The sequence below is a fragment of the Moorena sp. SIO4A5 genome, from assembly GCF_010672005.1.
GTDB lineage: Bacteria > Cyanobacteriota > Cyanobacteriia > Cyanobacteriales > Coleofasciculaceae > Moorena.
The window spans coordinates 165,509-179,283 of record NZ_JAAHHZ010000001.1 but is presented as its reverse complement, the minus strand read 5'-3'; the positions used below and the strand labels follow the sequence as shown (position 1 = coordinate 179,283).

The 13,775-nt window shown below is 41.4% G+C and carries 17 protein-coding genes and 1 pseudogene; 8 read left to right on the top strand and 10 right to left on the bottom strand.

Translation table 11 applies throughout. The features are described 5' to 3' along the window. Positions 1-2: 2 nt before the first annotated feature. Entirely contained in the window at positions 3-608 is a 606-nt protein-coding gene (locus F6K57_RS00895; RefSeq protein ID WP_293063992.1) for a nucleoside triphosphate pyrophosphatase, read from the bottom strand. A gap of 20 nt (positions 609-628) precedes the next feature. Here F6K57_RS00895 and F6K57_RS00890 point away from each other — a divergent pair, with 20 nt between their 5' ends. After that, positions 629-820 (top strand): hypothetical protein, encoded by a 192-nt coding sequence (locus F6K57_RS00890; protein WP_293063990.1) that lies wholly within the window; start codon positions 629-631, stop codon positions 818-820. 198 nt (positions 821-1,018) lie between these two features. On the opposite strand, the gene psbP is transcribed toward F6K57_RS00890, so the two are convergent. Further along, a complete protein-coding gene (gene psbP, locus F6K57_RS00885) occupies positions 1,019-1,558 on the bottom strand; it encodes a photosystem II reaction center PsbP (protein WP_293028483.1) in 540 nt (179 codons plus the stop codon). A 204-nt stretch (positions 1,559-1,762) separates the two neighbouring features. Here psbP and F6K57_RS00880 point away from each other — a divergent pair, with 204 nt between their 5' ends. Next, positions 1,763-2,761, top strand: a complete 999-nt coding sequence (locus tag F6K57_RS00880) for a tetratricopeptide repeat protein (RefSeq protein ID WP_293028485.1) — start codon at positions 1,763-1,765, stop codon at positions 2,759-2,761. A gap of 57 nt (positions 2,762-2,818) precedes the next feature. Here the strand turns inward: F6K57_RS00880 and F6K57_RS00875 are convergent, their stop codons facing one another. Then, a complete protein-coding gene (locus tag F6K57_RS00875) occupies positions 2,819-2,998 on the bottom strand; it encodes a ssl1498 family light-harvesting-like protein (protein ID WP_293028487.1) in 180 nt (59 codons plus the stop codon). Between the two features lie 130 nt (positions 2,999-3,128). Here F6K57_RS00875 and F6K57_RS00870 point away from each other — a divergent pair, with 130 nt between their 5' ends. After that, complete coding sequence (locus tag F6K57_RS00870; protein WP_293028490.1) at positions 3,129-3,251, top strand: hypothetical protein; 123 nt, start codon at positions 3,129-3,131, stop codon at positions 3,249-3,251. Positions 3,252-3,282: 31 nt separating this feature from the next. Here the strand turns inward: F6K57_RS00870 and F6K57_RS41785 are convergent, their stop codons facing one another. From F6K57_RS41785 to F6K57_RS00860, 3 genes and pseudogenes are all read right to left on the bottom strand, one after another. After that, positions 3,283-4,056: a thiazole synthase gene (locus F6K57_RS41785; protein WP_364300727.1), complete on the bottom strand. Its 774-nt coding sequence runs from the start codon at positions 4,054-4,056 to the stop codon at positions 3,283-3,285. Positions 4,057-4,275: 219 nt separating this feature from the next. Next, positions 4,276-5,313, bottom strand: a pseudogene (gene thiO, locus F6K57_RS41780) (glycine oxidase ThiO); the annotation flags it as partial. A 323-nt stretch (positions 5,314-5,636) separates the two neighbouring features. After that, complete coding sequence (locus F6K57_RS00860) at positions 5,637-6,086, bottom strand: hypothetical protein (protein WP_293045234.1); 450 nt, start codon at positions 6,084-6,086, stop codon at positions 5,637-5,639. Between the two features lie 1,158 nt (positions 6,087-7,244). Between F6K57_RS00860 and F6K57_RS00855 the strand changes: the two genes are divergently transcribed. The 3 genes from F6K57_RS00855 (at position 7,245) to F6K57_RS00845 (ending at position 8,633) form a co-directional block, all read left to right on the top strand. Beyond that, positions 7,245-7,883, top strand: coding sequence for an EamA family transporter (locus F6K57_RS00855; protein WP_293063984.1), 639 nt, complete (start codon positions 7,245-7,247; stop codon positions 7,881-7,883). 54 nt (positions 7,884-7,937) lie between these two features. Continuing rightward, a complete protein-coding gene (locus F6K57_RS00850; RefSeq protein WP_293063982.1) occupies positions 7,938-8,114 on the top strand; it encodes a hypothetical protein in 177 nt (58 codons plus the stop codon). Positions 8,115-8,378: 264 nt separating this feature from the next. Next, entirely contained in the window at positions 8,379-8,633 is a 255-nt protein-coding gene (locus F6K57_RS00845; protein WP_293045230.1) for a hypothetical protein, read from the top strand. A gap of 183 nt (positions 8,634-8,816) precedes the next feature. On the opposite strand, the gene F6K57_RS00840 is transcribed toward F6K57_RS00845, so the two are convergent. Further along, positions 8,817-8,984 (bottom strand): hypothetical protein, encoded by a 168-nt coding sequence (locus tag F6K57_RS00840; RefSeq protein WP_293063980.1) that lies wholly within the window; start codon positions 8,982-8,984, stop codon positions 8,817-8,819. A gap of 137 nt (positions 8,985-9,121) precedes the next feature. Here F6K57_RS00840 and F6K57_RS00835 point away from each other — a divergent pair, with 137 nt between their 5' ends. Both F6K57_RS00835 and F6K57_RS00830 read left to right on the top strand, forming a co-directional pair. Next, complete coding sequence (locus F6K57_RS00835; RefSeq protein WP_293063978.1) at positions 9,122-9,532, top strand: element excision factor XisH family protein; 411 nt, start codon at positions 9,122-9,124, stop codon at positions 9,530-9,532. Beyond that, positions 9,523-9,879, top strand: coding sequence for a XisI protein (locus tag F6K57_RS00830; protein WP_293028519.1), 357 nt, complete (start codon positions 9,523-9,525; stop codon positions 9,877-9,879). Before F6K57_RS00835 ends, F6K57_RS00830 begins: the two co-directional genes overlap by 10 nt. A 149-nt stretch (positions 9,880-10,028) precedes the next feature. On the opposite strand, the gene F6K57_RS00825 is transcribed toward F6K57_RS00830, so the two are convergent. From F6K57_RS00825 to F6K57_RS00815, 3 genes are all read right to left on the bottom strand, one after another. Then, positions 10,029-10,358 carry a helix-turn-helix transcriptional regulator gene (locus tag F6K57_RS00825; RefSeq protein ID WP_293028523.1) on the bottom strand — a complete coding sequence of 110 codons (330 nt, stop codon included), beginning with the start codon at positions 10,356-10,358 and terminating at the stop codon, positions 10,029-10,031. 19 nt (positions 10,359-10,377) lie between these two features. Then, positions 10,378-10,734 (bottom strand): type II toxin-antitoxin system RelE/ParE family toxin, encoded by a 357-nt coding sequence (locus F6K57_RS00820; protein WP_364300724.1) that lies wholly within the window; start codon positions 10,732-10,734, stop codon positions 10,378-10,380. Between the two features lie 216 nt (positions 10,735-10,950). Continuing rightward, the gene (locus tag F6K57_RS00815; RefSeq protein ID WP_293063975.1) at positions 10,951-13,770 is read right to left on the bottom strand and encodes a PQQ-binding-like beta-propeller repeat protein; all 2,820 of its coding nucleotides are present in this window, start codon (positions 13,768-13,770) and stop codon (positions 10,951-10,953) included. Between the last annotated feature and the right edge of the window lie 5 nt (positions 13,771-13,775).

Here is a 13,775-nt window from a genome sequence, read left to right as displayed (position 1 = left end):
TGTTAGTTGTTAGTTCTTAGCCAAAAATCGGTAACTTCATATCCTAGTTCCTCTAACATTCGATGGAGCAGGGGTAAGCTCAGACCGATAACATTACTATGACAGCCTTCGATTTTGTCAACGAAGAGTCCCCCTCTACCTTCCAAAGCAAAGGCACCAGCACATTTAAGGGGTTCGCCAGTAGCAACATAGGCTTCTATAGCGCGATCGCTTACATTGGCAAAATAAACTCGCGTTACACCACAGCGCACTATGGTTTTGTTCCGAGATAAGTCAATTAAAGCATGACCTGTATAGAGTTCTCCAGTAGTCCCTCGCATCTGTTGCCAACGAGCGATTGCTTCAGATGGGTTAGGAGGTTTGCCATAAATCCCACCCTCCATACTCAATACAGAATCACAGCCTAATACCAGAGCGTCACTAAATTGATCAGCAACAGTTTTTGCTTTTTGTTCAGCTAGAATCTGCACTAACGTTGCTGGCTCCGGATGCTGCACTTGAGATTCGTCAAAATTGCTTTGGCAGACCACCGGTTCAATACCAGCAGTTTGCAACAATCGTCTGCGAGCACTAGAAGCTGAAGCTAATACAAAAGTCGGCACATCCATATAGCAATTTTCAGAAACGTTTGAGCGACATTGCTTATGCTTTTAAGGCAAGAGGCAAGAGGCAAGAGGCAAGAGGCAAGAGGGTTTCACGGAAATCAGCGTCAAAAAAGACTGTACCTGATCAGCACGCCTTTGGCGAACAACTAAACAACCAAACAACCTGTAACCTTGGCCTATTGGCCACGCTACGCGAACAACCAAACAACCTGTAACCTTGGCCTATTGGCCACGCTACGCGAACAACCAAACAACCTGTAACCTTGGCCTATTGGCCACGCTACGCGAACAACCAAACAAACTGTAACCTTGGCCTATTGGCCACGCTACGCGAACAACCAAACAACCTGTAACCTTGGCCTATTGGCCACGCTACGCGAACAACCAAACAACCTGTAACCTTCAACTGTTTACTAGTTCACTGAAAATGACTTAACCACTGTCTGCAACAAATTTTTCATTTTACCCCAGCGTCGTTCGGTCGTGGAAGCATTGAAGGTGTAGAGCTTGCCACGGTTAACCACCACACTGGCGAGATTGTGCCGTTCTTGGCTGGGAAGTTGGACGTTGTATTCTAAAAGGTAATAAGTCTTGTCTGCTACCTCACGAGCTTCAGCATTAACCAACTCGGCTGTGCGACCAGAATCGGGAGGAGCAAAGGCATTTTTTTGCAGCTGATACCCCACTTCTGAGGGTGTACCTAAATCAGCAAGGGTCTTGCCTTCCGGCACTGGGCTAATCACCATACTAACATTTTCGGTGCTTTCGATAAGATCGTGGAACACTACATCCGGTCCATCAGTCACTTGGATAGGGACCCAACCGTTGGGATACAAAAACTGATAACCTTTAAGGCTGTCTACATAGCTTTGTAGACCACTGGCACCAGTTGTGCAGCCATGTATAGCCAGACTCAACACTAGCAGCAGTAGTGGTGCAATTTTCTTGAGCATCTCTTTGAGCATCTCTATTGAACGTCAACTCAGCTGCTTAATTGTCTCATCTTTAACTAATCGTACTTGCCTCTATGTATTTTCTGTTACCGGTTGGACACTCACCAGATGTGTGATAGATAGTGAAGTCAAGCTAATAGAGCGATTTTAGACAACTGCACACGGTAACAATTCTGGAAATCATCAGGCTTTGTAAGGAAAATCATGAAACCAACTTATCGAACTATCTCTAGTCTAGGAATTGCCACAATACTGACTGGCTTTACCGCAACTGTCTATGCTCAGCAGCCGCCAATTCCAGTGCCAGTGATTATCCGATCTGAGCCAGATAATCAAGAGCCGACCTCTGAGAAAGAGCCAACTAATACTCAAGCCCAACCTGCCGAAGAGCCACCAGCTAATACTCAAGCCCAACCTTCCCAAGAAAAACCGGCTGATTCTGAAGCCAAACCTTCCCAGCCAGCCAATTCTGAAAAACCCACTGTTGAGAAAGACCCTTTTAATACGGAATTGCCTGTGAGGACTATACCCCGAATGAGTGCTGTGGAATTCTACAACCGGGGCGTGGATCAACTAGATAATGGTAATTATCGAGAGGCAATGGCAGATTTCAAACAGGCTTTGCAGCTGGAACCCTATGACCCTGATATCAACTACAATCTTGGCTACGTCCACCACATTCAGGGGAATTATCAAGAAGCGATTGATAACTACACTGCTGCTATCAAGATTAAAACCGACTATGGTGAAGCCTATAGCAACCGTGGCTATGCCTATTTTGTGCAAAAGAAGTACATCGAAGCGATCGCTGATTTTTCCAAGGCTATTACTCTGACACCCGATAATGATACGGTTTATCTCAGTCGAGGTAATGCCTACTCTGAAATAGAGAACTATTTCCAAGCAATTGCCGATTACGATCGAGCTGTGTCGATTAATCCTAAAAATGCTATGGCTTACTACCAGCGTGGTTTAACTCGTAGTAAGCTCAAACAGTATCAAGCTGCTGTAGCTGATTACACAGAAACTCTAAAAATTGAACCCACTTTTGCCGATGCGTTTTATAAACGGGGTCTAGCAAGCCTTGACCTCAATAAGGTTGAGGAAGCGATTCAGGATTTCAAAAAAGCGGCTGATTTATTCCAAGAACAAGGCAGAACTGAAAATTACCAAGAAGCGATGGAAGCCATCAAAAAGCTTTAATGGCGACCGGACGCTTGAACTGAATTGGCTTTTCAACAGCTTTCTTCTGTGCAGTACCTAGCTCACACCAGAGGCTGAAAAAGCCACAAAGATCAAGCCACTTACTAAAATCAGAGCTGTTACACCCAAGATCAGGTAGTTGCGCTTTTCTGCTGCAGTGGGTGGCTCTGCCTGGTACACTTTTGGCTCTTTAGCAAAATTGTTCAAACGTCCGCCGTCTTCTACTGTATATGGCATTGATTACAACCTTTTTTTACTTTATATATATAAATGTAACAAAGAATGTAACAAAAATTGGTATAACTACTCTTCAGTTTTCCTGATCAGCTTGATTTGTTACGTTAAAGTGTTAATCCAGTCCTAGACCTTGACAAATTATTTGATATATGTATTTATAGCAGTTCTCAGAATCATCAGGTACACAGGTTTTTTTACTACTCCCTACTCCCTACTCCCTACTCCCTACTCCCGCGCAACCCCAAGGGCGTAGTACCTCACCTAATTGAGAACTGCTAGATCAGCTAGGTAATGGTACCAGTGAGGGGTGAGCTAGCACTAGCATAGTTTTTAACTGGAATACGACCAGCTAGGTAAGCCAGACGACCAGCTTCGGTGGCCATTCCCATGGCTTTTGCCATCATGACAGGATTACCTGCTAATGCGATCGCACTATTAATCAATAAAGCATCTGCCCCTAACTCCATGGCATAGGTGGCTTCACTGGGGCTACCTATGCCAGCATCTACCACCACCGGAACTCCAGCTTCCTCAATGATGATTTCAATATTGGCAGCATTCTTGATGCCCTGTCCCGAACCAATGGGTGAACCCAAAGGCATCACCGTCGCACATCCTACCTCTTCTAGGCGTTTGGCTAATAAGGGATCCGCATTAATATAGGGCAAAACGGCAAACCCTTCTTTTACCAGTTGCTCTGCTGCCTCTAGAGTACCAATGGGGTCAGGGAGTAAATACTTAGGATCAGGAATCACTTCCAGTTTCACAAAATTATTGTCTTCTTGACCCAATAGCTTCGCCATTTCCCGACCAAGCCGTGCCACTCGCACCGCTTCTTCCGCCGTTTTACAGCCTGCGGTATTGGGTAACATCCACAGTTTCCTCCAATCCAGGGATTCCGCTAGCCCTTCGTGTCCTGGTGCTTTAGTTTGTACCCGACGCACGGCCACCGTTACAATTTCACTGCCACTAGCCGCAATACTTTTAGCCATTACCTGTTGAGAGTCATACTTACCTGTGCCAGTCATCAGACGAGACCGAAAGGTTTTTCCCGCAATGGTTAGTAAATCCGGTGGTTCCGTCCCATTGTCAGAGTGAGAGTCCCGGACCGTAGCAGAATTATAGTGCAGCACTGGTGTTGAGGAGGAGTTACTAGATACACTGAGATGATGACTAAGATTAGGACTAAGATTAGGAATGCTTTGATTTGAGGCTGGTTGATGGTAAGGTCGGTCGTATCGAAATTGATCTAACAATGGGTCAGACTTTTGCTTCTCAATCAGGTCAGCCAGCAACAAAGCGGTCACCGGAGCCAGCAAAATACCGTAGCGATAGTGACCAGTAGCCAAGCTCAGGTTTTGGCATGGACTAGTGCCAAGAATTGGTAATTGGTCAGGTGTGGTTGGTCGAAATCCCCACCAACACTCATGAATCGAGCAGTGTTGAATTTCCGGATATAGCCGGATAGCTGATTTTAACAAACGGTTAATTCCAGCAGTAGTGTTGTCAGGCTGCCAACCTACATCCTCTACTGTTGCACCAATCAAAATTCGTCCATCTCGACGGGGGACTAGATAAACCTCAGAGCTGAATAACACTCGCTGTAGTGGCAAGGGGTGTTGATAATTTTTAGTGGCTTTTACTGACAGCATCTGACCTTTTTTTGGAGCCACTGGCAAGGGCAATAGTTGATTAGACCAGGCTCCAGTTGCTAGGACATAATGGTCTGCATGGAGTTCCCCTGCGGAGGTTCTAATCCCAGAGACTAAGCGATTGTGTTGCTGAATTGCCTCCACAGCTATGCCTTCACGTAGGTCTACTCCCCATTCTTGGGCAGCCAGTCGCAGGGCTTTACTGAGTGCTTGGGGGACCACCTGAGCATCTTCTGGGTACCACCAACCACCAACCACTTCTGAGCTTAAACCTGATTGATAGCAATGAATCGTATCTTTATCTAACCAGTCAGCAACTCCGGTTTTGTTGCTGACCTGCTGTTGCTGATTTCCTGGTGCCCCTTCATAGACCGGTGCTAAAAAGCCACAGGGCCAATAGCCCGTTGCCACACCAGTCATCTGTTCCAGTTTGGTACACCATTGAGGATACAGTGAGTGGGACCACAGGCCCAAATCTAGCATGGGACCGATGGGGAGCGCTTCTGAGAAGGGTGCCAACATTCCCGCTGCAGCTAGGGTGGCACCTTCTTGGAAATTGCGGGTGACAACAGTTACTGTTGCCCCACGCCGCTTCAGTTCTACAGCGATCGCTAAACCGATAATGCCACCGCCAATAATCAGAATGTCACTTGCTGCTTTCATAGGTTAAGGAGAGTGGAGACTAGGGATTGGGGAAAGTATCAAGGATGAAGTATCAAGGATGAACTATTAAGGAGGAAGTATCAATGAACTATTAAGTATGAAGTGGGAAGTGGGAAGTGTAACTCGTAGGTTGTGGATAACGTTTTTAGTCAACCTTAAGTCCGATAAACCCATTTCTTCCTTCAACCTTTATTGTTCATGCTTTCTACTTCAACCTTTATTTTTCATCCTTTATTTTTCATCCTTTCTCCTTTTCACCCATCCCCTAATCCCCAATCCCTAATCTCTTCCCCAACCTTTTAAACAACTACAGGTGCTGCCCTTTACCATAGAGCTGGTATGGGGTCATTATCTTCGTATACTACTGTACCAGAACTTCCTGTAGTTGCTGAGCTTGCTGTACTCGCTGGAGCACTAGACTCACTGATCACGGTAGTTCCTTGAGCAACAGTATCCTCCTCTGGCTCGGCAAAGGTATTAGTTGTATTTGCCTGTGCTTGTTCGAACGGTTGCTCTGGTTGAATACTCAGTGCTTCCCCTTCTGTAATTGATGGGTCTTCTGACACTTCTGGATCAGTTGGTGTTGCCTCATCCTGGTTCCTACCCAGATTAAAGAAGGGAATGTTAAAGCGAGAAGCCTTTTGTTCCTCAGGTTCAGGAAGTGGTTCTACTTGATTTGCACTCTGGGGAGCCTCTTCGATTTGGCGACCCTTACAAGCACTAACTGCTCCTAGGAGAGCAACCAGGACTAATAATTTGGTAGTTAACCTCATATATTTGTTCATACTCTGATTCGATATCAAGAATTGTGTTTGCATGACTTAATACCTGTGTGTCGAAGTAGGGAATTTACAGATGTGCCCTTTTCGGTGAACACACCCGCCCATAATATACCAGTTGAGTTCTCCGGAGGTCACTATAAAATAAAATTGTTCATTGTCTTGATGCAAAGGGCGAGTGGGGGTTTCCCCCTTTGGCCGACTACATCGCTTTGACCCTATCCCCTTTACCCATCTAGCTGCTCCAACCCTCCACCATTAGTTAAGCACTAGTTAACCATTGCTAAATGTGCCTTAGCTTACATTCTGTTAGGACTGATGGGGATATAGGGTTAACAAATGATGATTTAAAAGCTAACTGCGTCAGTGCGATCGCTAACGTAAGCATTCAGCTATCAGCTATCAGCTGATGGGTTATGGGTTATGGGAAAGCTAAACCTAACAGCTTTTGAATAAAAAAGGTAACCATTCGAATAATGCTGAGTTACGTCATAGCGTCGAAGGCTGTGCCACGCTGTTCCCGTAGCGTGGCCAACGGCCAAGGGCTTTTCCCCAGACTTGAAATTTTTTTTAAGCTGAACGCGCACGCGTGAGCTTTTAGCTGACGGCTGACGGCTGACGGCTGAATGCTTAATCGCTAACTGCTTCTGCTGATATGCAGTTAACTGTTTTAGTAACTGTTTTAGTTAACTTATCTACTTTTCTAGGGTTGCTTAGTGACGGGTAACAGTCAACAGTCAACAGTCAACAGTCAACAGTTAACCACCCGGAATTTAACTATAGCTTAACTTATGTCTTAAGCTAGGCTAGTTAAGTCTGTCATTCTCGGTAGCATGTCACCTTTGTAATTATGTACATAGATCCCCCCTAGCCCCCCTTAAATAAGGGGGGAATTATATTCACAAGTCTCCCTTATTAAGGGATAATTATATTCACAAGTCTCCCTTATTAAGGGGGAATTATATTCACAATTAACCCTTAAAAATGGATAATTATATTCACAATTAACCCTTATTAAGGGATAATTATATTCACAATTAACCCTTTTTAAGGGGGATAATGGGGGATCTGAATCAGGGATTAACAAAATTGACATGCTCCCGTCATTCACTCATTATCTCTATTCTGACTAAACTACACGTTAGCACTACTATGCTTTGGTTGATATTCGCTAGTCTAACAGCTCTTTTTGCTTCTGGCAAGGATTTGACCAGTAAGAGAGGGCTCAAAAATGTTGATGCTTACATTGTTTCTTGGGCGTTATTCTTTTTTTCTTTGCCGGTTTTACTCCCCCTCCTTTTTGTTATTGAAATTCCCGAACTAGGCCGAGATTTTGGCTTAGCATTAATGGTAGGAGGGTCTCTGAATGTGGTGGCCATGAGCTTGTATATCCAAGCATTGAGTCGCTCTGACTTATCCATTACCGTTCCCTTTGTGACCTTTACCCCGTTATTTTTATTAGTGACATCCCCAATCATTGTTGGAGAATATCCTACCCCCTTAGATATGGTAGGGATTATGATGATTGTACTTGGGTCTTATAGCTTGAATTTGAAAGAAAAAAGAAACGGTTACCTCGCCCCTTTTAAAGGGCTACTGAAGCAACGAGGTCCTAAGTTAATGTTAACCGCAGCTGTAATTTTTAGTATTACGGCCAACGTTGATAAGGTGGGGGTAGAAAATTCTTCACCAATATTTTGGGCAATTGCACTGCATACCTTTATTGCCACAGGGATGGGATTTATTATGCTGTATAAATCAAGAGGTAAATTAAACCAAATTCCAAAATAATTACTGTCTATAGTTCCTATTGGTTTCTTTCAGGCTGGAGCAATTTTGTGCCAAATGACAGCTCTCGAAATGACCTTTGTTAGCCACGTGATTGCTGTTAAACGCATGAGTGCTTTAATTAGTGTAATCTTAGGATGTCTAATTTTTAAAGAACCGGGAATTCAGGAAAGAGCAACTGGAGCAGCAATTATGGTATTGGGAGTTTTACTGATTAGTTTATCGGGACATTAGGATTGGGTTTTAGGGAAAAGGGAGCAGGGACTTCGGAGCAGATGTAGGGTGGGCAGTGCCGATTAAATCTATTACAACCTGATATTATCCGTCTGAACCACTGCCCACCCTACGATTAATTTATTCCCGATTCCCGATTCCCGATTCCCGATTCCCGATTCCCGATTCCTTATTTATTAATAAAAAAAAATTCCCAAACCCCTTGACAATTAGTCAATAAATTAATATATTAATATTATACCTAGTTCAAACACGGAACTCCAAATGACTAACAACATTAATCCCAACTCAGATGACAATCTCAACAATCCTAATTCCCCAGAAAACTCTGGTGACCAATGCCGTAAGTGCAAAAAAGCCAAGCACGTCTTGGTCGGTACTCCTGAACAGGTTCGCAATACCATTAATGCGGTGTATGCCCTTAAGTATGCACACCCGGACGAATGGAGCACTCCGGAGCCTACCGGAAAACCTGGTCAGGTGATGACGTTTTTCATTCGATACTTTTATGTAGACTAGGATAGGAATTTGCCAGGGATGAAAATCCCTGGCCCACAGGAATCGTGAGGGTTATGTTGCGAAAATTGTTTTGTGAAGCAGGATGAAGCAGTATGAGTTGGGATGTTGTTGGTTTCCAGCAGTTGCTGACTAACTCAACAACAATGTCATAGTCGATTTGGAGTTGTTATCATATAAGTACAGCTAAAGCTGTTCTTGTGACATATTCAAAACTTGAATGCGGTCAAGAATTGGGTTTAACCAAACTTGACCGATTTTTTTTAGGAAGTCGGGAATCGGGAGTCGGTAGGCCAAATATAGCAATTCTGTTTCCCATGAGGTACAAAGGGATTCGTATAATATACAATACAATGTAGTGCCCTCTAAATAGTCTGATATGTCTGAAGGAGTGCAAGACAAGTGCGAATCAGCAGGGAGAGACTGCAATATCCCTAGGTTTATTAAATTAACGTAGACGGGGTTAAACGATCTATGCTGAAAAGGTTGATATGGTCAAAGATCGGTTTCATTTTGTTGTTAGAACTGCTTTAGAAAAAGACAACTGGACGATTACGGCAGACCCTTACGAAATTAGGATCGATGATGTCTATTTTGAGATTGATTTAGGAGCGGAACAACTATTAGCAGCAGAACGAAAAAATCAGAAAATTGCTGTTGAAGTCAAAAGTTTTATCAGCCCATCCAAGGTTTCCGACTTTCATATGGCATTGGGGCAATTCCTCAACTACCGAGATGCACTGGCAAGGATGGAAGCCAATCGCCAGCTTTATTTGGCTGTGCGAGAGCCAATTTATGAGAGTTTTTTCCAGCGACGCTTCATCATGGCAGCAGTTGATCGTTATCAGATTAGATTACTAATTTATGATGTGAAACAGGAGGTAATTGTTCAATGGCTGTAGAGCAATATCGCCAGTATATTCGACATCTTCTTTCCGAACGTGCTCAACGGGCTTCACGGCAAACAATTGCACCAGAGTACGAGGTTCAGACTGTCTTTGATACAGAGCAGGATCACTACCAACTGCTCTATGTTGGTTGGCGTGGCAATAAACGTGATTTTGGCTGTATTTTACATGTTGATATCAAGGGTGGAAAAATTTGGATTCAGCATGACGGCACCGAAGAAGGACTTGCCAACCGATTAGTGGAAATGGGAGTTCCAAAACAGGATATTATTTTAGCTTTTCATGAACCTGAAGTACGCCAGTATACTGGTTTTGGTATAGGTGAAGGGATTGTTAATTAATCTAATCGTAAGCATTCAGCTTATGCGCACGCTACTTGAGGTGCTATCAGCTGTCAGCTGTCAGCTAATGCGCTACGCGCTTGACCGATTTTTTTTAGGGAGTCGGGAGTCGGGAGCCCAACAGTCACTTACCCCTTCAACGGTTACATTCAAGCATAAGATTGACGGATTACTTGTATCTTCCCACTAGATACAGTTTCGGGTTTTGGACTGACGCTAATTTCAATAGTTTGACCTAATGCTACCAAAAAAAATAATAGCTTTTCCAAGGAAAACCCTTGCAAGCGACCATTTTTTAAATCCATGAATTGAGGAGGCTCAATTTTTAAAATCATAGCTACATCTGAATCAGTCAGTTGTCTTTCATCAATCAGATCGTAAATGAGTGAAGCTAGTTTAACCTTAGCCAACTTTTCTTCAGCATTAATAAATCCTAAATCTGCAAAAATGTTACCTGAGCTTACAGTATAATCTGGCATTATTTTATCCTTGGTGCTATTAATCTTGTTGTTTAGCAATATCTTGTGCTTGTTTTAGGCGTTCTTTAATTAAATTCATAGTCTGCTTTGGGGTTTTAATACCTGTTTTTGACTTTTTTTTAAAGGCGTGGAGAACATATATAGTATTCCCAAGTTTGACAGCATATACTGTTCTGTAAGTATCTGTTTTATAATCGGTGACAATTTCTAACACTCCATTTAATCCTTTCAAAGGTTTAATATGAGGATGATTTTTGTTTTTTTGAACCCGATAGAGAATGTAACCAACTTCATCGATGACATCTTCAGGAAACCCTAACAGTTCCTTTTTTGAAGGTCCCACCCAAATAAGATTTTTCAGTAATTCATCTCCCATGTTGACATTTGGCATCTAGATCGTAAAGTTGCTCTTGTTGACTTTTTTGTGGGTAAACCCTATTGGCAGAGACGATTCTGGCATTAGCTTGATCTCCCTTAAGCAAAAGAAATTGACAGAACACTTTTCCCTATAGTACCTAGCAACATTCATGAGCGACTGCATCAACAAAGAATCAACTATTATTACTACTCCCTACTCCCTACTCCCTACTCCCTACTCCCTACTCCCCACTCCCTCCAAGCGCAGAAAATGCATATTTCCTCCTTCATCCCCTGCGACAATGGTTACATCATCCGGTGCAACGGCACAACAGTTGATGGCACTTTCTCCAGTAAACGTAGCAATAACTTCCCTAGTCTCGAAATCCCACACTTGGAGTGTTTTATCGGAAGATGCAGAAATCACTAGCTTACCGTTGGATGTTACCTTGATCCGATTTATCGAGTCGGTATGACCTGTAAAGGTAAACATTTCCTCTCGCTTTTCCAAATCCCAAATTTTGATAGTATTATCCTTGGAGCCAGACACGACGTACTTACCATCAGGGGTTACGGCGAGAGTATTGATTGAATCGCTATGACCTTTAAGGGTGAAACATTCCTTTCTAGTTTCTAGATTCCAAAGTTTGATAGTTTTATCCTTGGAGCCAGAAACCAAATACTTACCATCTGAGGTGATAGCTAAACTAGTTATCTCCAGGTTATGACCTTTGAGGACAAAACGTAATTTTTTGGTTTCGAGATGCCACACTTTAATAGTGCTGTTAGTTGAACCAGAAATTACATAGTTGCCATCTGGCGTGATTGATAGAGTTGTTGCGGAATCATAAAATATGAAGGTTATTATAGAATACAATAGTTGATCAAGTAAATATAATGAAATTAACAATGAAAAAAGTAATAAAAGTATAATCCAATCTGAAAATAAAGATGGAATATATAAAAAGAAAGATATAATACTTAATAGGTAAATAACAAATATCAATAAAATTAAATAAATATAGCAATATTGAGCTATTGATAAAAAATCGCAAATTCTCTTTATTTCGGTGTAATTCCAAACAGTAAAAAAATGATAAGATAACGGAATTTTATTAGTTATACAAAGCAAAAAGTTATTGGGTGGAATCCCTAATTCAATAATTTTATTGCTTTCATAAGCTTGACTTAAGTCAATTGTTATATCCGAATATTTGCTATATTTTGATAAGTTTATTTTTTGTTTAGATATTTTTTTGTAAAACTCTTTTGGTAGATTATTTATATTATTTTCAGAAATATTTAAAAAATTGAATAGTTGTCGCCGAGCTGTTAGTATATTAGTTAATGCAATTAATATACTAAATTCTGGATATTTAGTCAGTATAATAATAAAAATACTCACAAGTAATATAGGAAATAATATTACAAAAAATATCGAAAATACTCTTTTCAACCATGAATAAAAAAGCAATATATATTTTTCAAAAATTTGACTTTTTCTTATGACAAGATTATAGTTAGAGTTGTGATTGCTATAAAAACCATAAAGTATATTCTTTTGTTCTAAATCCCAAACTGTTATGATTTTATTTTTTGAGACACAAATTACTTGCTTGCCATCAGGAGTAATGGTAACATCATTTACTGAATTTTTATTTTCTATTACTTGAATGTGTTGATCTTGGAATTCTAAATTCCAAACCTTGAGTGTTTGATCTTTTGAAGCAGAAATAATCTTATTACCATCTCGTGTTACTTTTATATCATAGATTGAGTAATCATGACCAATAAAAGTTAATTTTTTTTCTTGATATTTTATATTCCAAACTTTAATAGTATTATCGAAGGAAGCAGAAATTACTTGTTTACCATCAGGTGTAAGATCAAGAGCACTAATAGGATTGTTATCATCTTCAAGGGTGAAAGCTTTTGTTCGCGTTTCTAAATTCCAGATTATAATAATGTTTGTAGCCTTATGACTAGAACCAGCAGAAATTAGCCACTTATCGTCACGACTAACTGCCATTGCATATACTGGCTCCGAATTTACACGACCCTGGAAATCTTTCTGCCCATGTATCTTCCTGAAAAGCATTTTGCCATTTGTTAAATTCCAAACCTTGATAGTTCCATCATCTGATCCAGAAATTACGCGATTATCCGAGGTGATAACAACAGTTCTCACTAAGTCTCCATGACCGATTAGGGTTAACTCTTCTTTAGCAGTTTCCAAATCCCAGACTTTCATAGATTCATAGTTTGCAATTGATGCTGAAACCACTTTCTTGCCATCGGGAGTAACGGCTAAAGCAACTACAGGGAGACTATGACGGTTAAATCTCTGTATTTCTTTACCTGTTGCTAAACTCCAGACTCTAACTGTATTATCAGAGGCACCAGAAATTACCCTAGTTCCATCAGGAGTAACCGCTACAGCATTTACTGGAGAAGTATGACCTGTTAATGTTAAGACTTCTGCACCTGTATTCAAATCCCACACTTTAACGGTGTGATCCGATGAAGCAGAAATTACCATGGTTCCATCTGGTGTGACAGCAACGGCATTTACCGAGTCACCATGACCACTAAGGGTAGAGAGTAAGGGTCCAGTAGGAGGATTTAACGTAGCTGTCAAGCTACGCAAACAAGTAGTTTCAGTTTGCGGTATCTGTTGTAATAATCGTTGAATGTCTAGGGTATCACAATCTAGTAAACGCCCTGAAAGTTGCCCTGCTAATTGATTTTGATCTTGACTTAATATATGTTTTGATAGTCGCAATGCTCCCTGAATTAACTTCAGTGATTTTATCGTTTGCTCGCTGTAGTCTGGATGAGCTAAGTCTATATCATTAATCAACTCATAATCTTCAATCAGTGCCTTGATGCCAAATTCAGGATGATTAAGTTTGGCTTCTATAAACTCATAATTACTTAACAAACGAGATAATTTGTTAAGTTGACCACCTTCTAACCATAAACGGGGAATATCACCCAAGAAATGCTCTATTTCCTCTGGTGATTTTTGCCCTAACCAACTGCGAAGATTACTCATAATTC